General features: G+C 58.4%; 12 protein-coding genes and 5 pseudogenes. 3 read left to right on the top strand and 14 right to left on the bottom strand.

The genetic code is table 11. The features are described from left to right. Nucleotides 1-576 precede the first annotated feature (576 nt). The 4 genes and pseudogenes from AM571_RS23790 to AM571_RS23760 form a co-directional block, all read right to left on the bottom strand. The gene (locus AM571_RS23790; protein WP_026188840.1) at nt 577-1,992 is read right to left on the bottom strand and encodes an ISNCY family transposase; all 1,416 of its coding nucleotides are present in this window, start codon (nt 1,990-1,992) and stop codon (nt 577-579) included. Between the two features lie 682 nt (nt 1,993-2,674). Beyond that, a complete protein-coding gene (locus AM571_RS23775) occupies nt 2,675-5,143 on the bottom strand; it encodes a Ulp1 family isopeptidase (protein WP_074063721.1) in 2,469 nt (822 codons plus the stop codon). A gap of 448 nt (nt 5,144-5,591) precedes the next feature. Beyond that, nucleotides 5,592-5,813: pseudogene (locus tag AM571_RS23770) on the bottom strand (hypothetical protein); the annotation flags it as partial. 457 nt (nt 5,814-6,270) lie between these two features. Beyond that, nucleotides 6,271-8,694 (bottom strand): Ulp1 family isopeptidase, encoded by a 2,424-nt coding sequence (locus AM571_RS23760; RefSeq protein ID WP_420493390.1) that lies wholly within the window; start codon nt 8,692-8,694, stop codon nt 6,271-6,273. A 1,654-nt stretch (nt 8,695-10,348) separates the two neighbouring features. Here AM571_RS23760 and AM571_RS23755 point away from each other — a divergent pair. Further along, nucleotides 10,349-11,236 (top strand): hypothetical protein, encoded by an 888-nt coding sequence (locus AM571_RS23755; protein ID WP_004678802.1) that lies wholly within the window; start codon nt 10,349-10,351, stop codon nt 11,234-11,236. Nucleotides 11,237-11,370: 134 nt separating this feature from the next. Here the strand turns inward: AM571_RS23755 and AM571_RS37645 are convergent. Continuing rightward, a pseudogene (locus AM571_RS37645) lies at nt 11,371-11,650 on the bottom strand (nuclear transport factor 2 family protein); the annotation flags it as partial. Nucleotides 11,651-11,934: 284 nt separating this feature from the next. On the opposite strand from AM571_RS37645, the gene AM571_RS36550 reads away from it, so the two are divergent. Both AM571_RS36550 and AM571_RS38240 read left to right on the top strand, forming a co-directional pair. Continuing rightward, the gene (locus tag AM571_RS36550; protein ID WP_010032001.1) at nt 11,935-12,138 is read left to right on the top strand and encodes a nif-specific regulatory protein,nifA; all 204 of its coding nucleotides are present in this window, start codon (nt 11,935-11,937) and stop codon (nt 12,136-12,138) included. A 276-nt stretch (nt 12,139-12,414) separates the two neighbouring features. Further along, a pseudogene (locus AM571_RS38240) lies at nt 12,415-12,990 on the top strand (radical SAM protein); the annotation flags it as partial. 211 nt (nt 12,991-13,201) lie between these two features. Here AM571_RS38240 and AM571_RS23735 read toward each other — a convergent pair. The 9 genes and pseudogenes from AM571_RS23735 to AM571_RS23695 all read right to left on the bottom strand — a co-directional run bounded on the left by AM571_RS23735 (nt 13,202) and on the right by AM571_RS23695 (nt 23,888). Continuing rightward, nucleotides 13,202-14,212, bottom strand: a complete 1,011-nt coding sequence (locus AM571_RS23735) for a LysR substrate-binding domain-containing protein (RefSeq protein WP_018247171.1) — start codon at nt 14,210-14,212, stop codon at nt 13,202-13,204. Beyond that, nucleotides 14,209-14,352, bottom strand: a complete 144-nt coding sequence (locus tag AM571_RS23730) for a hypothetical protein (RefSeq protein ID WP_004678808.1) — start codon at nt 14,350-14,352, stop codon at nt 14,209-14,211. Before AM571_RS23730 ends, AM571_RS23735 begins: the two co-directional genes overlap by 4 nt. A 52-nt stretch (nt 14,353-14,404) precedes the next feature. Further along, nucleotides 14,405-14,731, bottom strand: a pseudogene (locus AM571_RS23725) (carbamoyltransferase N-terminal domain-containing protein); the annotation flags it as partial. 827 nt (nt 14,732-15,558) lie between these two features. Beyond that, nucleotides 15,559-15,793 (bottom strand): annotated as a pseudogene (locus AM571_RS38235) (SIR2 family protein); the annotation flags it as partial. Nucleotides 15,794-15,904: 111 nt separating this feature from the next. Next, on the bottom strand, nt 15,905-17,521 hold the full coding sequence (locus AM571_RS23715) for a hypothetical protein (RefSeq protein ID WP_004678814.1): 1,617 nt from the start codon (nt 17,519-17,521) through the stop codon (nt 15,905-15,907). A 22-nt stretch (nt 17,522-17,543) separates the two neighbouring features. Next, nucleotides 17,544-17,732 carry a hypothetical protein gene (locus tag AM571_RS23710; protein ID WP_004678816.1) on the bottom strand — a complete coding sequence of 63 codons (189 nt, stop codon included), beginning with the start codon at nt 17,730-17,732 and terminating at the stop codon, nt 17,544-17,546. A gap of 85 nt (nt 17,733-17,817) precedes the next feature. Further along, nucleotides 17,818-21,423: a type VI secretion system membrane subunit TssM gene (tssM, locus tag AM571_RS23705; protein WP_004678817.1), complete on the bottom strand. Its 3,606-nt coding sequence runs from the start codon at nt 21,421-21,423 to the stop codon at nt 17,818-17,820. A gap of 9 nt (nt 21,424-21,432) precedes the next feature. Beyond that, complete coding sequence (gene icmH / locus AM571_RS23700) at nt 21,433-22,722, bottom strand: type IVB secretion system protein IcmH/DotU (protein ID WP_004678820.1); 1,290 nt, start codon at nt 22,720-22,722, stop codon at nt 21,433-21,435. Beyond that, nucleotides 22,722-23,888: a type VI secretion system-associated FHA domain protein gene (locus tag AM571_RS23695; protein ID WP_018247169.1), complete on the bottom strand. Its 1,167-nt coding sequence runs from the start codon at nt 23,886-23,888 to the stop codon at nt 22,722-22,724. The genes icmH and AM571_RS23695 overlap by 1 nt, the downstream gene beginning before the upstream one ends. Nucleotides 23,889-23,935: the final 47 nt, after the last annotated feature.

Below are 23,935 nucleotides of genomic sequence, written 5' to 3'. Positions count from 1 at the left end.
CGACGGCTTGCCGACAATCGTCTGCACTCGACCATCAGGCCGGCACATGGCTTGAGAGGCTCGCCAGCTTGCCGCTTGCCATGCGGAGCCCGCTAAAATTGGCCTTCATTTAAGCAGTTTCGGGTGATGTGTGGAACATGCAGCGCGAAGGGTGCCGTCAGAATTTCCGATTCCAACCAATCTTTCCGCCGGCCTTTCTGATTTCGCCGCCTCAGGCAACGGAACCATTGCGGTGTAGCTGCTGACAGAACCCGTTGCACGCCTGATAGTTATGCGACCTATGGGGCGGCGATCAGGATGAGACGCCGTATTGCCTCACCCAAGAGTGTTCCCGGAGAATAATGTCGTTGCCTCACTCGATGTTTTCGAATGCCTCACGGGTTGTTCCGATCGTATCCCCGCACCTGGTGCAGGTGACGGAGGTAGCGAAGCCGCTCGCGAGCGCGCCTCTCAATAGCGCTGTAGCGAGCGGGCGGCTTCGCGGGCGGTCATCATGTTTTCCGGTGGGGTCGGTTGTCGAAGGCCAACCTGGCGGTAAGAGCGCGGATGACGATCCTGTATTGTTCGGTAATGATCTCACTGCCCGACCTCTATACTTTCCGTCTGCCGCGCGGCATCGGCGAATGGCCCGAACACCAGCGCATTGGCCTGTGTACTGCGCCAGATTTTCATTCGGCGCTGCACGGTCCGAATGAGGCCGTCGGGATACACGCCGGGGCATTTGACCTGCAAGCGTTCAAGCAACTCTCGCGAAGTTCGCCAAGGCTCCGCCTCGAACCATTCCTCGAGTTCGGCAGTGACGGCGAGTAGAGGATCGGGCCTCCGCCGCTCTCGCTTGGCCGCTGGCTTGGAGCGGGCAGTCGGTTTCACTTCACCACCACGCCAAGCAATCCGTAAGCCAGAAAGAAAGTCTTCGAGCGTCAGGTACATCGCCTTGAGCCAAAGGCATGTATCCTCCGGCGTGCGTGGGTCGTCAAACAGCCGCTGGAAGAGTGTGGCAGGACGATGATAGCGCTTGATCACCTTGGCTCCGTCACGGTGCTTTTCTTCCAGCTTGACTGATGGCTGAAAGAAATTCACGAACAACCGCATTGACGAATAAAGCTTGGCCAGCTCCCGAGTGGCTCGCAGCCCCTCGAAGCGTCGGTATCCAACGATCTTGCGCACGATTGCGCCATTCTTCTGCTCGACAAATGCCTGATCATTCTTTCGGTAAGGGCGGCAACGGGTAAGTTCGATATTATCGCGCAAGCAATACTCATGAACACTCTCGTTCATGAACACACTGTCGTTATCGGTGTCGAAGCCCAGCAGCGGGAACGGCAGCAACTTGCGCAGTTCGGCCAACGCAGTGATCAGTACCGTTTGCTCGCGAACCAGCAGCGGCGCGCATTCCGTCCAGCCCGTGGCTATATCTGTCAACACCAGCGTTTGCGAGAAGGCACCCCTCGGGTACGGGCCGGAATGAGAAACGAGGTCAGCTTCGACAAAGCCAAGTGCGGGGTCATCCCAATCCGAGAAGGTTCGAACGGGAACACTACGCCGAATCGCTGTTGATCCTTTCCGGCGCCGCGGACCCGTGGCGCTCGCTTTAATCTCCTTGAGGACCCGATCAATCGTCGCTGGGCTCATCGTCAAGAGTCGCCGGCGCGTCTCGCTATTCATATCGCCGTGTCCATGACGTTCCATCGCTTCGATTAGTGTTGGCAACAGGGGGTGTAGTCGCTTGCCGCAAATTCGATCCGACGCCTCCCAAACAACGACGAGCGCTGCCCGCACGTCGTCGCCGTAAACCCGGCGCCCTGGCCGAGGACCACCCTTCGCCGGTTTGCGTTCTCCTCGCAGCAGTCGCATCGCATGCTTGCGATGAAAGCCCGTGAGCGCCACGAACTCGTCTAACATCCTCGCCTTCTCGGCCCGCCCGCCTAACACATAGCGACAACTGATCGCTGCCACCAATTCCGCACGTGTCGCCATGCTGACCTTCCTCATCACAGCTCCCGAGGTTGATTCGGCGGGAGCAATTTAGATGAGGCAATAACCCATTCTCAGGGAGCAGTTCAGGCGAGGCAATGCGCGCGACAAACTGGCGGTGCCTTTGATTGTCGCGAATGAGGCTGGCCTGCCGCGCCGGCGTTTGACCCCCATGGGTGGAACGTCGTCGATAGCTTTCAACGTTCATTTCGAATGATCGTTGCGTGATGAACAAGTCGGTCCACCGCGGCACCCGCCCGCAGGCATTAGTTGCAGGATACGGGTCGGCATCGAGCACCCAACTCACACGTTGGCTCATGATCGCTGTATGAAATGCATCCGGCGCCATGGGCGGGTTTCGTCCTGGCCTGAAGCCATAGTAGAACCCGCAAAGGGTAGGCCGTCATAGACGGCACTAAGCACTTCAGCGACCGCGCCAGCATCCTTCGCACCCGAGGCTCTTCCCGCATCCGTATCTGTCTACACCTCAGATGCGACAGCCGTCGCCTCTTGGGATGCTGGCCAAACGTCACGTTTTGAAGGAAGACTGGCGACGTGCACATTCGATGTCGCCCCCGGCACTGGGGATCGTCTCATCTGGGTTGGCGCGCTGCACGTGGCCGCGTAAAAACGGATTCTCTCTCAACGGTTTGGTGCTTTTCAAGAACGACTGGCATCTATTGCTCGATCCATCTCCACCCTATTGCAGGAAAAGGTAAATGTCGCTCTGCATGCCTGATGGCCCCAGAGTGGCCGTGTAGGGCACACCATGGATACTGAAGTTGGTGGGTTTGTCCGCGCTCGGCAGCAAGTCAAACAAGTACATTGCAGGCAGAAGGTCATCTGGTACCGGTTGATTGCCGTGTTGCCAGCTCGGAGGGACAAATCCTCCCAAGTCGTCCACAGGCAGCGTGTACTGTGGGGTGCCGAAGATCGATGCCCCCAAGCTTTGCTCCCATGGTGCGTCTGGCGGATTGACGCTTTGCACCGGTGAATAGGCGGCTGACGGCAAATCCTGCCGGAAGGGCGCTGTATTCCAGCTATCGGGAAGCTGGCCGGGTTGAGCCACTCCATGCCAAAACTCTGCGGGATCGGCGATCTGTGTGGAGGACTCCGGTTCAGCCGCCGCAGCCCTCGCTCGAGCACTGTTGGGCGCGGTGCTCAGACGTCGTTGGAGTTGCTCCCGATCGGCGACGAGGTTGTCGAGGTGCAGCACGGCTGGCCGGTCTCTTCGCGCCAGACGTCTAACGAGCGCCCGCGTGCCGTCAACCACGAAGACTCCGCAATCATAGCCGTTGCGCTGTTGGGTCATGCGGACGGGCTCCAGACGGGTACCCAACCTTTGTGCGAGCATTGCTGCAAACTCGTCGTTCTGGCCCCGGAAGGAGTCATAGTGATAGGCAGCCGGCTCCTCGCGGTTGCGACGGTCAACGAGTAGCAGCGACCAATGGGTGCCCCGGTGATCAGGATCCGAAGCACTGGCATCGCTCACTGGAAGGAACAGGAAGTCGGCTGTATCTCTTCCATCCTGATCATTAACGATGCGCTGGAAAGCGCTCAGCGCGGTGCTCTCATCGCCCAGGCGCAGATGATAATGGGCTATCAGGGGATCGATAAGCCGCGTCCTGGCGGCGAGATCCGGATCGTTTCGCTGCAAGTCCTGCATTAGCAGCTCATAATCCGTCTGGATATGCTGGTCGCCCAGCCATTCGGTATGGTCGAGCGACAATCCGCTGCGGCCTTCGATCGATGGATCAACCTGCTGCAGCGGCGAAGTTGATCTGAACTCGGCACGTGAATCCGAACGGCCGTCCAGACCGGCCGGTTCCCGGCCACTTGCCTGCTCAGGGGACAACCCCGACGCTGCGTTCGCCTCAACGACTTGCTGGTACTGCCGAAGCCGATTGAAAGACATATTGAGTTTTTTTCCCATGTCTTCGGTGAAGTCTTGGTAATCTTTTTTCAACGACTGTCGCTGCTGATCAGTACCGGTGAGTCGGCTGACTATGCTCTCCCTGCCCTCCCTTTGGAGCCAATCGCTAAACTTTCGTTGATTGCTGGCCATATTCCAGACAACATTCCTCTTGGAAGTCGAGTTCGATCCGAGCTTGCTCAGCGCTTCCTTGGCTAGGTCATCAATGATGCGGGCGTCGTCGGGATAAGGATGATGCTGTTTCAACTGCGACTCGGCGCCTAGATACTGCCGCAGCCGATCGAAACTCACGACCACTTTTTTTCCTTCCTCCTTGGTAAAGGCCCTAAAATCCTCCTTCAACGACTGTTGCTGCTCATCACTGCCGGTGAGCCGGCTGACTATGCTCTCCCTGCCCTCCCTTTTGAGCCAAGCGCTAAACTTTCGTTGGTGACTGGTATTATTCCGGGAAGTCGAGACCGGTCCGAACTTACTCAGCTCTTCCTTGGCCAAGCTATCAATGACGCGGGCGTCGTCGGGATAAGGATCATGTATCTGGCGTCCCATCAGGCGCGGCCCAGGTCCAACGGCTTGGAGTTCTTGCCCCTCAGGTCCGAGCCTCCTGAAATGAGACAGTGCTGACTTAAGACGGTTCCGACCATCCCCACCGCTTGCCAAATAATCCGCGATATCAACGGCTAGTGAATCTGGATCGTTTAAAAGCCGAGAAGCCATCGAATCTCTGTTCTCTGCTCGGAGCCAACGAGCGAACCCCCTAAGAACCCATAAATTGTTCTCGACGGTAGCCTCGGGAACCCTTCCGTCCCCTCGGCCGACGCTACCGTCGGGTAGAATTTCGTAGTTTCGGACTGCTTCCGCGAACTGGTTGATACGGGTCTCGTCATCAGGATGCATGTCTCGGTCGGCGGGGCGACCACGCTTTCGAACCTTAGTTGAGACCACGTGAGTCTCCGTTGCGGCATCGACGTCTTGCTGCCCCGAACCCCTCTCCGGCGCCAGCGACTGCGGCGTCACTCGCATCGAACCGCCCACGGATCTGCGACGCGGCACACGGTCGCCGGCGTCACTGTCGTGCGAACCGAGGCGCAAGTCGCTCGGATCCTGTTCCAGGTCTCGGCTCTCTGAATAGTAGTCGTCGATCCAGGCGTCCGTATCGAAAGCTCCGGTCACGCCTTCGATCCACCCACTTACTTCGCGAGAATCGTCATCGCGCGGCTGGTTCCGTCTTGGGTACATCGATGCCGGTCCTCCGGAAATCAAATTTGGAACCTCAATCCTAATGCCTGCCGACCGCCGCCCAGCATGCTAAAGCCAGATCCAATCATGCCCCCAAGGCATGGCCGAACACCATATGGCGACGGCTTGCCGACAATCGTCTGCACTCGACCATCAGGCCGGCACATGGCTTGAGAGGCTCGCCAGCTTGCCGCTTGCCATGCGGAGCCCGCTAGAATTGGCCTTCATTTAAGCAGTTCGAGTGATATGTGGGACATGCAGCGTGAAGGGTGCCGTCAGGATTTCCGGTTCCAACCAATCCATCCGCCGGCCTTTCTGATTTCGCCGCCTCAGGCAACGGAACCATATGCGGTGTAGCTGCTGACAGAACCCGTTGCGCGCTTGATAGTTATGCGACCTATGGCGCGGCGATCAGGATGAGACGCGCGCGACAATCTGGATGAGATTCTTATGTCGCGGTCGGGATGAAGTTATCATGTTGATTGTCGCTGGCAAGAGCTTCATCGTGGTCTGATTGCCGCTCCGCGACAAACTGTGCGGTGCCTTTGATTGTCGCGAATGAGGCTGGCCTGCCGCGCTGGCGTTTGGCCTCCATGGCGGAACGTCGTCGATAGCTTTCGACGTTCATTTCGAAGATCGTTGCGTGATGAACAAGTCGGTCCACCGCGGCACCCGCCCGCAGGCATAGTTTGATAGTTGCAGGATACGGGGTCGGCATCGAGCACCCAACTCACACGTTGGTTCATGATCGCCGTATGAAATGCATCCGGCGCCATGGGCGGGTTTCGTCCGGGCCTGAAGCCATAGTAGAACCCGCAAAGGGTAGGCCGTCATAGACGGCACTAAGCACTTCAGCGACCGCGCCAGCATCCTTCGCACCCGAGGCTCTTCCCGCATCCGTATCTGTCTACACCTCAGATGCGACAGCCGTCGCCTCTTGGGATGCTGGCCAAACGTCACGTTTTGAAGGAAGACTGGCGACGTGCACATTCGATGTCGCCCCGGGCACTGGGGATCGTCTCATCTGGGTTGGCGGCTGCACGTGGCCGCGTAAAAACGGATTCTCCCTCAACGATTTGGTGCTTTTTCAAGAACGACTGGCATCTATTGCTCGATCCATCTCCACCCTATTGCTGGAAAAGGTAAATGTCGTTCTCCCTGCCTGATGGCCCCAGAGTGGCCGTGTAGGGCACACCATGGATAGTGATGCTGGTCTGGGGGTTGTCCGCGCTCGGCAGCAACTCAAGCCAGGACATTGCAAGCCGAAGGCCAGCCGGTGCCGGTTGATTGCGGTGTTGCCAGCTCGGAGGGACAGCTTCTCCCAAGTCGTCCACAGGCAGCATGTACTGTGGGGTGCCGAAGATCGATGCCCCCAAGCTTTGCTCCCATGGTGCGTCTGGCGGATTGACGCTTTGCACCGGTGAATAGGCGGCTGACGGCAAATCCTGCCGGAAGGGCGCTGTATTCCAGCTATCGGGAAGCTGGCCGGGTTGAGCCACTCCATGCCAAAACTCTGCGGGATCGGCGATCTGTGTGGAGGACTCCGGTCCAGCCGCCGCAGCCCCCGCTCGAGCACTGTTGGGCGCGGGGCTCAGACGTCGTTGGAGTTGCTCCCGATCGGCGACGAGGTTGTCGAGGTGCAGCACGGCTGGCCGGCCTCTTCGCGCCAGTCGTCTAACGAGCGCCCGCGTGCCGTCAACCACGAAGACTCCGCAATCATAGTCGTTGCGCTGTTGGGTCATGCGGACGGGCTCCAGACGGGTACCCAATCTTTGTGCGAGCATTGCTGCAAACTCGTCGTTCTGGCCCCGGAAGGAGTCATAGTGATAGGCAGCCGGCCCCTCGCGGTTGCGACGGTCAACGAGTAGCAGCGACCAATGGGTGCCGCGGTGATCAGGATCCGAAGCACTGGCATCGCTCACTGGAAGGAACAGGAAGTCGGCTGTATCTCTTCCATCCTGATCATTAACGATGCGCTGGAAAGCGCTCAGCGCGGTGCTCTCATCGCCCAGGCGCAGATGATAATGGGCTATCAGGGGATCGATAAGCCGCGTCCTGGCGGCGAGATCCGGATCGTTTCGCTGCAAGTCCTGCATTAGCAGCTCATAATCCGTCTGGATATGCTGGTCGCCCAACCATTCGGTATGGTCGAGCGACAATCCGCTGCGGCCTTCGATCGATGGATCAACCTGCTGCAGCGGCGAAGTTGATCTGAACTCGGCACGTGAATCCGAACGGCCGTCCAGACCGGCCGGTTCCCGGCCACTTGCCTGCTCAGGGGACAACCCCGACGCTGCGTTCGCCTCAACGACTTGCTGGTACTGCCGAAGCCGCTTGAAAGACATGGTGAGGTTTTTTCCCATGGCTTCGGTGAAGTCTTGGTAATCTTTTTTCAAGGACCTTTGCTGCATCTCGCTGCCGTTGAGCCGGCTCGCTATGCTCTCCCTACCCCTGGTTTGCAGCCAATTACTAAACTTTCGTTGATTGCTGGCTATAGTCCAGACAACATTCCTCTTGGAAGTCGAGCCCGATCCGAGCTTGCTCAGCTCTTCGTTGGCGAAGCTATCAATCATGAGGGCGTCGTCGGGATAAGGATCATGCTGTTTCAACTGCGACTCGGCGCCTAGATACTGCCGCAGCCGATCGAAACCCACGACCACTTTTTTTCCTTCATCCTTGGTAAAGGCCCTAAAATCCTCCTGCAACGACCGTCGCTGCTCATCAGTACCGGTGAGTCGGCTGACTATGCTCTCCCTGCCCTCCCTTTTGAGCCAAGCGCTAAACTTTCGTTGCCCACTGGCATTTTTCCGAGAATTCGGGACCTCTTCCTTGGCCAAGCTATCAATGACGCGGGCGTCGTCGGGATAAGGATCATGTATCTGGCGTCCCATCAGGCGCGGCCCAGGTCCAACGGCTTGGAGTTCTTGCCCCTCAGGCGCGAGCCTCCTGAAATGAGACAGTGCTGACTGAAGACGGCCCTGACCATCCCCACCGCTTGCCCAATAAGCCGCGATATCAACGGCTAGTGAATCTGGATCGTTTAAAAACCGAGAAGCCATCGAATCTCTGTTCTCTGCTCTGAGCCAACGAGCGAACCTCTTAAGAATCCCCAAATTGTTCTCGACGGTACGCTCGGGAACCCTTCCGTCCCCTCGGCCGATGCTACCGTCGGGTAGAATTTCGTAGTTTCGGACTGCTTCCGCGAACTGGTTGATGCGGGACTCGTCATCGGGATGCATGTCCCGGTCGGCGGGGCGACCACGCTTGGCGTAATCGACGCGAACCTTGGTTGAGACCACGTGAGTCTCGGTTGCGGCATCGACGTCTTGCTGCCCCGAACCCCGCGACGACGTCTTGCCGCTGCTCAATCCGAACGCCTTCTTGAACCCTGACACCATGCGCGACTTAAATCCGCGGCTTCTGCCCTGCGGCGCCGCGGCGACTTCTCCCGCGTCCGCCATATTGCTCGATGTCTTGCTCCCCGAGCCGCCGAATCGCAAGCTGCTGGAGCCCGCCCGAGAGACGTCTATGCTGTGGCGGGCGCCGCTCAACGAGTTCTCCGGCGCCAGCGACTGCGGCGTCACTCGCATCGAACCGCCCACGGATCTGCGACGCGGCACACGGTCGCCGGCGTCACTGTCGTGCGAACCGAGGCGCAAGTCGCTCGGATCCTGTTCCATGTCTCGTCTCTGTGAATAGTAGTCCTGGATCCAGGCGTCCGTATCGAAAGCTCCGGTCACGTCTTCGATCCACCCACTTACTTCGCGAGAATCGTCATCGCGCGGCTGGTTCCGTCTTGGGTACATCGATGCGGGTCCTCCGGAAATTCAAATTTGGAACCTCGATCCTAATGCCTGCCGACCGCCGCCCGGCATGCTAAAGCCAGATCCAATCATGCCCTCAAGGCATGGCCGAACGCTATATGCGACGGCTTGCCGACAATCGTCTGCACTCGACCATCAGGCCGGCACATGGCTTGAGAGGCTCGCCAGCTTGCCGCTTGCCATGCGGAGCCCGCTAAAATTGGCCTTCATTTAAGCAGTTTCGGGTGATGTGTGGAACATGCAGCGTGAAGGGTGCCGTCAGCATTCCGATTCCAACCAATCTTTCCGCCGGCCTTTCTGATTTCGCCGCCTCAGTGCGCGGCGACAAACAAGGTGAGACTCAGCCAGATTGTCGCTCTACAGAACCCACTCGGCCTTCCGTGATCATTCAACTTTTGAGGCTCATTCCCGCACCCGTATCTGTCTACACTTCAGCCCCCCCCGTTACCGCGACGCCCGCAAGACTCGCCCCGGCTTCGCCGCTGTGACTTTGGCCGGATGGGACTTGCGCCGCCAAGCAGCTATCAGCTTGGCATGACGTATTCCCGAGCGGAGGTCCATCATCTCATTGGTCATCAGTGGCCTTCTATCGGGCTGTGCTTGAACAACCAGACCCTGCCGAAAAACCACTGATGCCCACCTACTCCTCAGAACCTTCACCACCTAAGGGGACTCCGTGGATCCGCTTTTCCAAAGCATTTTGGAATATCGGTTTTGCATGATGGCGGCCAGTCCGGTTGCACTAGCATATGCGTAATCTGCAATTGGAGACCAACAACGGTGAACACAGAACAGGCCCGCGGGGCGGTAAATCCTCCGAGGACACCTCTAACATTCAAGCTAATCTTAGCCCTGCCGCGGCGCAGACACCTCCGACGGACTTCCACGATGGTTTGGCGAAGGGACCACGCTTTCACGAATCCTCGAGGCTTGGGCTGAGGAAAGGGATCAGGAGGAGACGAGGAGCGGCTGGAGGCGGTAAGACGAACTATAACGTGGATGGACGCTGGCGATGTTAATGCAACTACAATCACTGCGGCTGGCCAAGCCGCCGGCACTGTTCCGCCAGAGCTCCAGAAGCTCGCGGACGACAACCGGCTGTGAGCAGCTTCCCGAGCGGGTCCGGACGACGCTGGCAGAACCAGTGATCGCATCGGGCTATATGGGCCCCGCAGGTCGTCTTTCCGCCCAGTTCGCGGAAGTTTAGTCCCCTCTAGGCGAGACCAGGAGCCGCGCATGCAACGCGTACCCCCCGCTTCATCGAAGCTTAGCAGTCACGTATCCGCTTTATAGGCCGGACATGTGAGCGCACCGTTCCCACATGTGAAGCGACTGAAAAGGATGCGCTTCATCACACCTTTCACTCTCAGGAGAGACCGCCATGGATAACACAGAACGATCGCTGCGCTACAACATTTCCGAGGAAGATGATCGCACCCGGGCCATGGCGGGGTGGATCGAGAATATGACCGGGGCACAAACACTTACGGGCATGCCGTCCCGATCAACGTCAGATCCCCATGCTCGTTCGCCTTCGTCGCCAACGCGGCCATACTCGCTCTCTTCCGAACCTCCAATTAAGGTGCTCGACAGATCGACATTTGCCAGAAAAGTGAGGGAATTTTACGGTGATGATATCAAGCACATTTCCGTCAATCCACAAGAGTACTCGCCCTTCGTGTCCTCTAAAGCCCTGCGTACGGCTACCATCGCTCGACTCTACGGCGGCACCGACAATGATACGCCCAGCGCGCGATATTTCAGCTATGATCTGGGAGAACGAAGCGTTGGGCTTTTAAGAACAGAGGATGGATTTAGCATCGAGAACGAGCCGTGGCGGGAACTTTTTCCCGGTCGGAAAAGAATCACTTCGATTGTAGACCTTCGCGTTACTCATCCGCTTGTCGAGAACGCAGGCGATATTCTGCTCGAACATCAACTTCAACTCGACGGCGAACAGCCGTTAATCATGTCACGTCCCGCTTCGCCAGAGATGGGAGCCCGTCTAGAGCAGATGGGTTTCGTTGACGTGGGTCAAAATCGCTGGGTGCTCGACCCTACGCAACATCCGGACAAGTGGACAAAGAATAGCAAGGGTGGATGGCAGCGCGCAGGCAAACCTTGGAGTTATCTCTCGAAAACCGTGGACTATCTTAGCGACGATGAAGCAGGTGTCGAGGGGCATTCGAGTGAAGCCAGTGTCGAGACAGATTCATCCGATGATGACCCCTCTTGGTACTTCGAACACCTCAATTTGAACCGCGAATAAAAGCTTGCCGTCATCGTGATGACTTTTTGCGCCGCCGGCCGAGTTGATACGCCCCTCTATTACGAGGACGCAGGCGAAGATTAGAGACTGCAATCTTGCTGCGACTGTCTGCGACGGCCCGCCTCATGCTGCACTGTGAAGTAGCTCTCGACAGTTGCTTCAGTCGGGCTGATAAACTCAATCAGAACTTTCGTGATCTGGTGGATGTTGGGCGGTTCGGTCTTGAAGACACCAAGCGCGAACTCAATGAAGCCTCGGCGGAGCCCGTATCCGCTCCATGATTGTCCTGCGCATCGACCCAGAAGGAGCTGCGCAGCGCCGCCTCGTCCGCCTGTCTATCCCGCGGCAATACCGATAGAGACAGTCGCGGATCGTTTCGCGATCATGCAATTCGACCATTTTCTCTTGGTCCATGGCTCGTCGCAAGTCTAGTCTTGAGTTGAAAGTGGCGTTCGGTGCATCTGCGAACGGACATTCGCGCCGTCGGCGCTTGACCTGGCCTCGCAATGCCGCTTCCCAGGGAACGTCTGTGAACTTGAAACCGCGTGCGTAGGACAGCAACTCTCGCGCAATCAAGGACCATTGCTCCGTTGGATTTTGCCTGCAAGAACAGCCAGTGCCCCTCTGCGCTTGTGTGGAAGGGAGCTAACGGTCCATTCGGCAACAATGCGATTGACGAGTTCGCCAGAAAGAGCCCAATGTCGACTGGATCCCCGTTTGCGGCCGCCGGGCGCGCCGGCGCCTGCCTCGGCGAAGCCTCCTCCAAAGCCTGTGATCCGAACGATCCTGCCTGGCTCGCAATCGGTGCGCGTCTGACCGAGCGGGAACGGCTGATCGACGCGATGGAGAAATCTGGGTGGGTTCAGGCCAGGCGGCTCGCCTCCGGCCTCACCCCACCTTAGGTTGGTTATGCCATCCGCGGGCATCAAATCGGGGTGAAAGAAAGTTCTAAGCCTGGTGTGGTCGAACGGCCCGACCTGCCCTCCTCAACTCATGCACTCGAGGCGAGCCGCCATTTTACCGGTGTCTGTCTATTGTCAAATGCCTGACAACCCTATGTCGGGTAGCAAATGGAGGGAACCGGACAAAAAACGCTAACCCGCTGAAAAACCTAACTATTTGCATTGGCATGGCCCTTGCTTTTTGAACCGCGATGTTAAGCAGCAACGGAGCCTTCAATGTCCCCACCAATGATTTCGCTCAAGAGCCTGACCAGCACGACAACCATGAACCAACTGCTGGCCACAGCGAAGTCCACTGCTTGCGCCGCGTCATTGTGCGGTTCGTCCGCAAAGCCGCACCACGCCGAGCCGGCTGTGTGGGAGAAAATCAAGGACCTTTCCTGCTATTCAGAAGAAGTTTACTATTTCGCGCGCATGCACGTCGTAGCCGCACCAGCCTGCAATATCCAGTGCAACTACTGCGATCGTAAATACTGCGCCAACGAAAGCCGGCCTGGGGTCGTCTCGGAAAAGCTGACGCCTGACCAGGCCCTGCGAAAGGTCGTTGCGGTCGCCAATGAAGTCCCTCAGCTTTCCGTGCTCTTTATCACCGGACCAAGCGATGCCTGTTATGACCGAAAGAAGACAAAGGCGACATTTGAACGCGGAGCCACAGAGATCCCCGATATCAAGCTGTGTCTTTCAACCAACGGTCTGGCACTGCCGGACCGTGTCGGCGAGCTTGCTGACATGAATGTTGATCACTTGACGATCACCACCAACATGGTCGATCCGAGAGTCGACGCGAAGATATCCGCGCCACTGCCGGGCCGTGCCGCAGCTCAGCAGAAGCCCGGACACAAGCAGGCCCCGCGAGCACATAGGCAGCCAAGTCTCGATATTCGTCCAACATGCCGGGCACTCTCGGTCGCAGCAGCGCTGAGGCCTTGGTCACCTCCCCGCGCAAAATGCCCGGTTGCTCTCTTTGATGCTTCAGGAGCATCCCGATCACCCGCTTCTTGTGTCAGTCCGCTCCCGTCTCCAACGCGGCGGCGACCTCCTTGCGCAGCCATTTATGCTGCGGGTCGTGATGGCACCGCTCGTGCCAGATGAGCATGACCTTGTACGGTGCCGGCTCGAGGGGTGGATCAACAACCCTAAGCGGCAGCATCGCGGAAACTTGGGTCGCAACGCGGCGCGGGACGAGCAATACCAAATCCGTTGCCGAAGCTACCACCGCTGCCGTGAGAACGCTGGAAAAAAGTATGGGACTACGATCCGCTCGCAGGTTGGGCAAGTGGTCGTAGATCGGGCCGAAGTGGTCGGGGGAGTCCGTACTGATGGCAGCGTGACGCAAGGTCGCGAAGTTGTCGATCGTCCATTCCTGCGCCAGCGCTGGATGGCCGTGGCGCAACAAACACGCGAAGCGGTCTGTATAAAGACTGCGCCGAAAATAGCCAGGCAGTTGCACGTCGATATGCCCAACGGCCAAATCAATATCACCTTGCTCAAGCCCCCGCACGGCACGATCAAACGGCAAACAGGCGAGTGTGTCGAGATGAGGGGCACGCTCGCGTAACCACGGCAGGAGGCGCGGTAGTACAGCCAAAGCTTGATGATCGGGGATCGCCAGCGTTGCCCCCCTCCCCCATTCTTTTGAGATTACGCTGCGGCTTGTCACCATCTCTCGGATCGTACGCAGTGCCGACGGCAGCCTTTGAGCCAAATGTTCGCCTTGCGGCGTTGGGATCAAACCCGTTGAAGACCGCACCAGGAGATCATCATTGAACAAGCCGCGCAGCCTTCCCAGTGCCCGGCTCATCGCCGGTTGACTCCGCCCGATGTGCTGGCCCGCGTGCGTCACGTTCCGGTATTCGAGCAGAGCCTCGAGCGCCACCAGGAGGTTGAGGTCTATTGATGCTAGGTTTATCTGGTGTCCAGTGAGGCGCTCTCCTCTCCAATCTTGCAACATCTTTCGCCTATAAGCGAGTTGATCCGTCACCTCTTTTTCTACATTGCGTTTCATGAAGTTCATTCCTCAACAATCAATTCCGGGTCCAACGTTTTCGAGTTCATCTCGGCGGTGGAGCGCGGGTGACAACCTCCATGGCATTGTGCCATCACGCGTCCAATGGGCGGCCAGATCTGTGTGACGATGGCGATCACATGGAACATCGGGGTGTCCCACAGGAATATAGAGCCCGTGTCGACCTCCCCGAGCCCGTTGCAACAGCCTCGCATCCGATACTGGGGTGCTTGGGTGAGAGAGGCGCACGCGCTCGAGCACAGCGTTGCAATAGGCCTCGGTTGCATAATACGCGATGCGGTCGATGTCGCTAAGCTGAACACCTGCAGATGCGAGGCAATATTGAATCGAACGAATTGGTAGCGTGTTGGAGTGCTTGATTCGGTTAGGCCGTTCCTCTTCGACTGCCGCTATCACTCGGCCGTCGCGAACGCGAACCGCAGCCCCATTGTGCATAAAGCTGTTCGGTAGATCGAACGAATTTTCGTAGACTCTGCTTAGACGCCCACTCAGCCCTAGACACAGCATGTTGCTCTCCAGTCCGTTTCGAAAGGTAGGTCGCTCTGGCCCGACCGCCGGCTTTCGTAAGTTCAAAGCTTGTGTTTGACGTGTCAGATAGAGCTCACAGGCGAAGCCGATACTAATAGCGACCGGCTCGGCGACATTGCCGACAATCGATGCTGCGCAACCTTCTTGATGCTATAGTTGCGACGCCGCACGGAAACCCTGACCGAAGCATTTGCAGCAGAACTGCCACGTAATCTATCCACATTACTCAGTCCTTCATATTTCGGCCCGACAGCCGCAAGAAAATCACGAGGTTTGGTGTTCCTGCAAAAGGCGCAGATCATGTCCTTGCGGCTGCGAGCGCGCCTGCTCTGGCTTCTAGTCATTGTGAGGGATGCACTCACAGATTTAGTCGACCAGGCAACAGTGCTTCTTGTGAGAGCCCATTAGCACTGAAACGGCAGAAGCAACGGCCAAGATTTGGCCGATCACGTCCAACGTGATAACAATCGAGGCCAGGCAACTGACAGAGTGCTCCAACTCGTTTTCCAGCACAGTCTCTACCGAACCTGAGGACCCATTTTTAGAACTCCACACAATCGTTCTGCACAGCGCTCTTCAGCGTTTTTTCTAAGGGCAATTGTTTTGACCAGTAAAATTGTTTGTTTGGATGGAATGCGTGCAAAAAAGGGATGGGTGGATTCATAGCAAGGCGAGCGGCACTTTCAAACAGCGGCCGTGATGATCAACGTTTACGGCAAATCCGCCTCCGACGTCGGTGCCGACGACCGACCTCCGAAATCCTCGTGTATCGTCGTACCCGCAACACTCCTTCTCTACTCTGGTTTTCAGCCGATAAGCCTAGCCGCAGCTTCGCCAGTCGGCACGTCGATAAGCGTGATCGGGCTTGCTGCAAGGAAACGGCGTTGGTTGTTGGTCGGCGCTGCCGCATCCAGCACCGCAAAACGTGGTGCGTTGGATCGCGTCATGATCTGTCGGGCGTAGGTGCGCAGCATCTGGTCGTTGAAGCGGCAGCCGATGAAGAAGAGCCGAAGAGCCTCTGTTGGTGCGCCGCTCCTTCACCGCTTCGCTGACCCACCTGAGCGGCGGAACTCCTTCCGTCGCTGATGAGGCCGTTGATGGCCTGCTCGCCCGGCCTTCCGGTGGGTCGGCCGGCATCGAGACAGGCGATTATTACGCGGCGGGCGCGGCGCGCGAGGTTTCGATGCGCTTCAGTCCATCGGTGATGGCCGCGAGCCCTTCCCGCAGCGTCTGCCCTATAGTGCCCGGACCGATGTCGATTGGAGGATTGTCAAGCATGGCTACAATGTCGCTGCCGTTGAGATAATCGAGCTTCTTCTGGACTGTGGTTCGGACACGCTCGGTCGCGCTCGACAGTGCCTCACCGTTGCGTTCGGTGATGGCGGAGAGCTGATCTGAAAGCTCTCCTCCGAACTGCAGGAAGATGTCGTCGACATACCTCCACGTTCCGCCGCGGGCTTCCACATCGACCATCTGGTTGATCTTGCTCTTTACCTCATCCCGCAGCGTCAAGGCAGTGTCGAGATAAGCCTGCCATATAGCTATGATACTTTCGACCGAGTTCTCGATGGATTTGGTCCGTTCGGGCTGGTCTGCGATGCCAAGAAGGACCAGAAGTTGATCATCGTTACCGGGCCGCGGGACCACCGCTGCGATCAGACGCTCCACAACCGCGCGCCTACGGGCTGCATCGCCTAGTTCCTTCGGCCATTGCGACGACACTATCTTCGCAATCCTCTCAGAATTCGCGTTCTCTAGCGGATAAGAAAGCTGTCGCTCCTGAGCCTTTGCCTTGATCAGACGGAACAAGGACTCTACTACCTCGTCTTGATCGAGAGCGCCCGTTGGAACTCTGTTCAGATCGATCCCATTCACCACGACCTCTTCGCGGCGGTCGCCGTTTGTCTCGCCCTGCCCCGCCCCATCGGGCATGTCATCCACATATTGAAGATTTCGCAGATTCTCAGGATAGGCCAGCATCAACAGAAGTCGGCCGGCGAAGTTGTGCAACGTTGCCTCCTGCTCTTCCGGAGGCGTCGCAGCCAGCACACGTTGCAGCCAATCCGCGATCTTCGTGGTCAGATGGGACAACTCTGCGGTCTGTCCCGCGCCAATTTGCGCGCTGAGACTTACTGCGTGATTGGAAATGGTCGCGGCCGCGGCGGCAATCCCCTCCTTCACTTCCGGGAGAAGCTGCTCCAGGAGCTCAGCCCCGCCTTCACGCTTGCTTCTCTCTTCAGTTTCCTCAACACTCCCTGCAGAGTTCCCTTCCGCGCTATCGAGCGCCGTCATCGGCCGATTGAATTCTTCAGAGTCGTCGGGTGGAAGAAATTGGGAGTTCTCCTCGGCGTTCATCTCAAACTGCTGAATGTCTTCTTCAGTTAAGATTCCTGCTTCCTGCATGTCAGGCAACCTCATGCGGAAGTTCACGAAATACTTCTTCATCACCTTTTGGACCTGCGGGAACCCGGCCTTTCCACCATCAGCCAACTTGACGAGGATAACGCCGTTTTCGTTCATCCTGCCCGTGCCTCTCCGCAGAAGCGAAAAGTTCTCCTTACTACTATCCTCATCATCTTCAAAAGGCATGTTTTTCAAAGTTTGTGCCAATCCATTGAGCTTTTTCTTACTCACCAGGACAGCAGGCTTCCGCAGATCGCCAACCGTGCCAACCGCAAAGCAGAACTCCAAATCCGCTCTGTTCTTCGTCTGGTCGATCAACTGCAGAAATTTCTTCGCTCTTGTCCTATTGTGCTTCATTCCGGCCATTATATCTCTCCAGTTTCCTGTTCTAGATCAGTGTACGTCGGTTGATAGGGTGGGACAGGATCTGATCACCCAACTTCCCGAAGATCTGCCTGATGGAGGTGACCGCGCTCTCCAGCGGTCTAGTCGAGCGGGAAAGCGGCGCGCCGAGATCAAGCGACGATCGCCGCCAGTCGCAGCCGTGACCGCCTCCGATCCGGCCGGCAACCGACATGCCGACCTCTCCCGCCGCAGACCTGCGTGGGCGTCTCGTGACCCCATAGGGCTTTCCCAGCGCCAGTCGGATGCTATCCCGGCGTTCATAAGAAATCTGGACATCGGAATTCTGACAACAGATTGCGGGACAACGGGCTCATCACGCTGTCAGGCTGGAGGTTAAAAACCGCCCAATGGCGACCGGACACCAGTCGTACCTGAATAAGGTCCCCTCCTCCCAATGGCTGCTTATCCGCCTCATTTAAGAGGCGAAACAGCGCCCAATGGCCGCTCTTGGAGAGGGTGGCGCCTTGAAAACCGATGAAAGCGACGGAAGCGCCGCCGACGCCGCCGGCCGTAGGCCAATGGAAATGCATGGCCGCGGCGGCTGTTCCTCGTCGATGTTCGAGGCGCTGGCCGTCGATGTCTACCACCACCTGGTCTGTCAACGGATCGGTCTCGGCGACGGTGAGCAGGAATCCAACTGACACCTTGCCGGCATCATCGAACATGGTGTCGCGGATCGTGGCTGCCCGTTGGAACTGGGCCAAGGTATTGCGGCCGATAGGGAAATCGACACCGCTCGTTGGCCGAAACTGCCACGAGCCTTTGGATTTGTCGACGAATGGGGAAAGGTTCTCGGCGAAGAAAGTGTCGATCTCCGCCTTGCGGCCGAACAGCCGGGCGAAATCGCTCAAAGGGATATCCCGGCGGGATCCGCTCGCGAAGGGATACCGTCCTTCGGTAGCCCGTCGGCACAAATCGCCGGGGCCGCCCGCCCAACCGCTCGCCAACCCGCGCCTCATGCCGCTGACGGTTAAGTCCGAGCTGTGGCGGCTGAGGCCGAGGATCCATTGCCGGATGGGTTCGGGCAGATCGGCCGCCCCCGCCTCGATCTGTTGGATGGCGACGCCCGCCTGCCCGTTGTGTTCCAAGATGTTCGAACCCGCCAGCCCCTGCGCCTGGCTGAGGGAGCGATACAGTTCGCCAAGATCCCGGAGAGCACTGTCAATCGGCGCCTGCGCGCCCGCTTGGCTGTTCGACGGCACTTCGACCAGCTGGTGCAGCCACCGGAAATGATCGCCCATATAGAGCTGGACGTGAGCTTCAGGCGTGTCCGCGGCCGGTTGGGACCGGAACAGTGCCTCGAGCTCGCTTGGCAACACCTCGCCCTGGGGGACACTGTCACCTTTCGTCAAGCCGTCCTCGGGAGCCGGTGGTTGCTTGAGCTTTAGCTCCTGCGCCGCCGCGAAAAGGAACAGGCGCATTGGTGACGTCGGCGCGGACAGCGTGTTCAAGGTGCGCAGCGCGTCATCGATACCCCCAGAGGGGCGGATGGACATATCGCCAATGAGCTGGTCCCAGCGCAACGCGAACTCCTGAGCGTAGAGATCCGCCGCCGAACGCCGCAGCTTCTGGCTCACATCACCGGCTGCAATCGGCGCGACTACCTGTGAGTCGAGAACCCAGCCTTCTGCAGCGACAGCGTCAGCCACTTGCGGCAGCAATCGCAGGAAGGTTCCGTAAAACCCCGCCCTCGTGTAGATGCCAGGAACCCCCTCGCTGAGCGGCTGTCCCGATTTGCGAGCCAGGACGCCCTGCGCCAGCGGCCCGGCATGGTCGGCCAGACGCCAGGTTGGCGCCCGCGAGGCTTCGGGACTGGTCGCGATGATGTCGAGGACGCGGCGCGCCATCGAGACGGTCTGGAGCTTCGCGCGGCTCCTCTCGATCAGTTCGCCATTAAGCTCACTATGGGGCAGCGGCCCTTCCATGAGTGCATCCAGGTGATCAGCGAGCGCGCTGCGCAGGCCGGCATCGGCTTCGGCCGGAAACATCACTCGCCAGTCGGCAGCCATCCAGTTCTTGACGACCGCGCGCTGGAGCGGACCCTGCTGACCCAGCATCAGGTAAACCTTTAACGCCTGGTAGACGAACTGATCATCGTCGTGCCGCTCGACCAATAAGGTTTCCAACCGGAACATCAGCCGCGGCAGCAGGATGGTGTTCACGGCGCGGCGGTACGCCGCGAGCGTCTGAACCTTGATTTTCTTACTCTGGTCGAGACCCGAACTTGATAGGGGGCCGCCCGCGCTGTCGCCGTTGGCATCACGCAGCCGCTGAAGCAGTGGCAGGATGGGTCGAAGATCGCCACTCTCAACCCGGTCGAGCTTCAGCTTTTCGGCCCCTCTGGCATAGCTGCCAGCCATTAGGCGAACGCTCTCGATCAGCTGAACATTCCGAATATAGCTGAACGTCCATAAGACGCTGGCGGTAACAATGACCGCCGCTATCATCGTGTAGGCGCCATACCGGATCCGCCGCTGGCGCCGATCGAAGCGGTGATTGGCATCGACGAGCCCAGCTTCGGCGAAAACGACTTCGCGCAGCAGCCGGCTGATGAAATAACCACGGCCCGGGCCACGAAGCGCTGTACAGGGCGGCTGAGCGATCTCGAAGGTCTGAGATCTGGCGTTCGCAAGTCGATCGAAGGGCATGCCAATTTGCGTGCCGCTTAAGAAGTAGACGCCGCGGAGCATAAGCGGTTCCTGGAACGAATTCCCGCCAAAGGCTTCCTTCAAGAACTGTTGCGTCAGGTGCTTGAGGCTAGCGACCTGCTGTGGGAAGCCGAACATGAGCGCGCGACGCTGGAGGTTGCTTTCGTGCTGCATTCGTTCAAGCAGCCTTTCGTTTAGGCGGCCAACAAGCGCATCGTATGCTGCGGCAAACGCCATCGGATCGCCTTCGTCCTCCGACGCCTCTTGCGCATAGGTGAACCCCCACACCGCCTCCCGCCCCTCGCGACCCAGATCGTCGAAGAATTCAACAAATCCCGCCAGCAGATCGCTCTTAGTGAAAAGCACATAAATCGGCAGTTGCAGGCGAAGCTCCCTGTACACTTCGAGGAGCCGCTCACGGATACAGCGCGCGCGATCGGCGAGCACTTCCTCGGATGTAGAATTCAGCTCGCTGATTGCGATCGTGACTAAGACACCGTTCAGCGGCTGCCGTGGCCGGGAGCGTCTGAGCATACGAAGCAAGCCACGCCAAACCGCTTTGTCCCGGTCTGCATCACCCTCCTGTATCGTGTAGCGCCCAGCAGTGTCGACGAACACCGCGTCATCGGTGATCCACCAGTCGCAGTTTTCCGTACCCGCTAACCCACCGGCGGCTCTCAGACCGGACCTCGCCGCCATCGGAAAGCTGAGCCCGGAATTGACTATTGCTGTGGTCTTCCCCGAGTTGGGCGGACCGATCATCACATACCAGGGCCGCTGATAGAGCCACCGCCTGCTGATACCTCCTGCGTAGCGGCGCCCCTTGAGTGTGGTAAGGGTCTCGCGGAAACGATGACGAATCGCCTCCAGCTCTCTTTCAGCAAGCGTGCTGGCTTGCCCCACACTTCGGTCGGAAGGCCTTGGGTCTCCCTTCTTCTGCTCGGCCCCACCCGCGTCCAGCGCTCCCGACACTCGTGATTGGACGAGGTCTTCAAAATAGGCCTGAACCTTGTAAAGCTGGGACTGGATCAAGTAGATCACGGTGTATCCGACCGGAATCAGCATCGATGCCGCGATCTGGCTGCGAAGGCTGTCAAGCGGCGCAAATCCTCCGACCGAGATATGCGGTCCGAGCGTGAAGATTAAGGCACATACGATCGCCGCCCCGCCGACACGGAGCCATTGCCACCTAAGCGCTTTCTTGATTGACTGCATGGCTTGTCTTCATTGTGTCTTTGTGATGATGATTTGAATCCGACGGTTCCGCGCGCGGCCCTCGGGCGTGTGGTTCGAAGCGACCGGTTCTCCGCTCCCTCTGCCCTCTTCTCGCACGCGGCCTGGGTCATTCATCATGGATTTGATAATCTCGGCAGCTGCGCTCGCACGCGCGAGCGAAAGGGAATCGTTTGAAGGGAAGGCGAGTGATTGCACCGGAATGGCGTCGGTGTGCCCGGTCAGGAGGACCGATCCCGACTCACCGTTCAGAGAACGACCAATTCGTAAAAGAAGCGGCAGGAACATTTTCTTCACTTCCGGACTAGCAGAATCGAACATCCCGGAGGCGCGAATGATAACGACGATCTGCTGTGGGTCCTCGGACACAGTGACAAGCCCTTCGCGGATTTCGGGCTCGAGGAAGTTACGCAGTCGGTCGCTGCTCATAACAACCTTTGGTGGCAATGCGATTCTCGCCGATCTGACAACGCCGTTCGGCGGCAATGTCGCGATATCGTTGAAGACAGCGTCGGCGCGGGCATTTAATGCATGCAGGAGTCCGGCATAGATCGAGAGGAGTAATCCTGCCCCAAACGCTACGACGGCCCAGATTGGAACGATTGTGCGGCGTGGCTCCGGATTATTTGAGTTCCTCCGCCAGTGCGGGGATAGTTCGCGCTCGAAGTCACCACGGGCTGCTCGGATCAGGCGGTAGACGTCTTCGCACAGCACACTGAGCTCTGCGGCTCCTCCCGCAGTGACGCGGTAGCGGCCTTCGAAGCCCAACCTCATGCAGTAATAGAGCAGCTCCAGCAGTTCTATATTGATGGCCGGTTCATTTTTCAATTGCGTCAGCAGATCGAAGAAGCGCTCGCCGCCCCAGGTATCGCTGAACAGCGATCCCACCAAGCTGCGCGTCGTCCAGACGCTGTTGCTGCCCCAGGCTGTGTTCAGAACGATGTCATCGATGGTCGCGCAGAGGGCGTATTTGCAGACCTTGATCGCTCGCGAGGGCAATCCGAGCGGCGTGATCCGACGCTCAAAAGCATCGATCTCCCGCAGCACCCTAAGGCGCAGTGCTTCAACGTCGATATGGCTAGCACTGCTCTTGAGCTGAGCGCTGAGACCCAGCAGCGCCGCCGCGGCCGCGACCAGTGGATTAAGTCGGTCGAGCGCAAGCATCTCCCAGGTAAGTTCCTCCGCCACTGGCGATGACGGCGAAGGGACAGCCAACTGCTCCTCGGCGTGAAGGAGGACGAGTGGCTGGGATTTTGGCATCGTTTCCTCAATCACCATCATCAACCCGCCCACTTCCCTTTGGAGCGGACGCTCTCATCGTGGGATCGGCGGGTGGGTCGACTACGCTCTCGCACTGGGCGCGCGAAGTCGGCGCCGAAGCTCCGGAGCAAATCGGTTTCGATGCTCGATACGACGTCATTGAAGACGCGCACGTACGCACTCCGGTTTCGCGCCTTATGGTTGCGGTGCAAAAGGGAACGGGGCCGCCCCATCGCCTTCTCGATCCCTGCTAGGGACAAGCGTGCACGGACGCTGGACAGAGCCTTCTGCACAGCCGCGAATGACACGTCATGCGTCCCACGGTCGGTGAAGGCTTGCTCAACGGCCAGGTCTCCGCGGAGGAACCCGCTGGAGTCATTGCACAGAACTGCGCGCAACGCCTCACCGACATCGGGGACGAGACTCAGGGTTTTTTCGTCGGAACTCTTATTTCTGAATAATTGTTCGCCAGCTCTCGCTCGGAGAGTATGCTGTGCAGCGCGGCGGAATACAGAAGCATTTTCCCTGCACGATCCAACACGCTTACGATGCCGGCATTCCGGACATCTGCCAATGATAAGCCGCAGGCGGCAAGGAAAGCCGTGACAGCCGCTCGATGATTCTTGGCGAGATGATTGCTCCACCTTGGGTTGCGTCAAGATGGGGGCCCGATCTGGCACACTGTCTGCGTAGATATCCCACGGACTTCTCATCATGCCCGCCAGCGCGTCTAAACGAGTGCCTAAGAACGGCAATGGTAGGAACTCGCCGTCCCTCAGGTCCAGCAGCGCTTCTTCACCCCGGGTGCAATTGCCCGCCAGGAGCGACGAGGCCGTTTCGAGGGGGCCAAGAAGACTCAACTCCTCACTTGTCGCTGCAAGTTGTCCCTCCGGTTCGGCGGCACTCTCCGCAATGGATATCGAAGGCGACACCGCGACGACATCGGTCATATAGGCGCCGATCTGAATAACATCGCTGGTTTTCCGGGCGACCGGCGCCTCTGACGGAAGCGGCACCGCCTCGTCATTTTGACATGTGTCGTCGCGGCCTCGGTCGATCAGTACGTATCGCCGTGCCATGCACTCGATTGAGCAGTGGGATTTCGAGACCATCTGCTGATCATCCGGCAGAACCAGGCTGTTGCCTGCTCGGCTGGTAGTCAGTCCACCAGCCGCGTCGCCCGGCACGAGATATTCCGGAAAACTACATCTATTGCTGTGTACACGTAGCGTGA

It is taken from the genome of Rhizobium etli 8C-3, assembly GCF_001908375.1.
GTDB lineage: Bacteria > Pseudomonadota > Alphaproteobacteria > Rhizobiales > Rhizobiaceae > Rhizobium > Rhizobium etli_B.
Note: the sequence above shows the minus strand (reverse complement) of the source record. Positions and strands in the feature narration are given on the sequence as shown.

What these genes read in the sequence shown, in the direction of transcription:
- AM571_RS23790 (WP_026188840.1), bottom strand. Translation starts at nt 1,992, where the DNA reads ATGAGGAAGGTCAGCATGGCGACACGTGCGGAATTGGTGGCAGCGATC.
- AM571_RS23775 (WP_074063721.1), bottom strand. Translation starts at nt 5,143, where the DNA reads ATGTACCCAAGACGGAACCAGCCGCGCGATGACGATTCTCGCGAAGTA.
- AM571_RS23755 (WP_004678802.1), top strand. Translation starts at nt 10,349, where the DNA reads ATGGATAACACAGAACGATCGCTGCGCTACAACATTTCCGAGGAAGAT.
- AM571_RS36550 (WP_010032001.1), top strand. Translation starts at nt 11,935, where the DNA reads ATGTCGACTGGATCCCCGTTTGCGGCCGCCGGGCGCGCCGGCGCCTGC.
- AM571_RS23735 (WP_018247171.1), bottom strand. Translation starts at nt 14,212, where the DNA reads ATGAACTTCATGAAACGCAATGTAGAAAAAGAGGTGACGGATCAACTC.
- AM571_RS23730 (WP_004678808.1), bottom strand. Translation starts at nt 14,352, where the DNA reads ATGTTCCATGTGATCGCCATCGTCACACAGATCTGGCCGCCCATTGGA.
- AM571_RS23715 (WP_004678814.1), bottom strand. Translation starts at nt 17,521, where the DNA reads ATGGCCGGAATGAAGCACAATAGGACAAGAGCGAAGAAATTTCTGCAG.
- AM571_RS23710 (WP_004678816.1), bottom strand. Translation starts at nt 17,732, where the DNA reads ATGTCGGTTGCCGGCCGGATCGGAGGCGGTCACGGCTGCGACTGGCGG.
- tssM (WP_004678817.1), bottom strand. Translation starts at nt 21,423, where the DNA reads ATGCAGTCAATCAAGAAAGCGCTTAGGTGGCAATGGCTCCGTGTCGGC.
- icmH (WP_004678820.1), bottom strand. Translation starts at nt 22,722, where the DNA reads ATGATGGTGATTGAGGAAACGATGCCAAAATCCCAGCCACTCGTCCTC.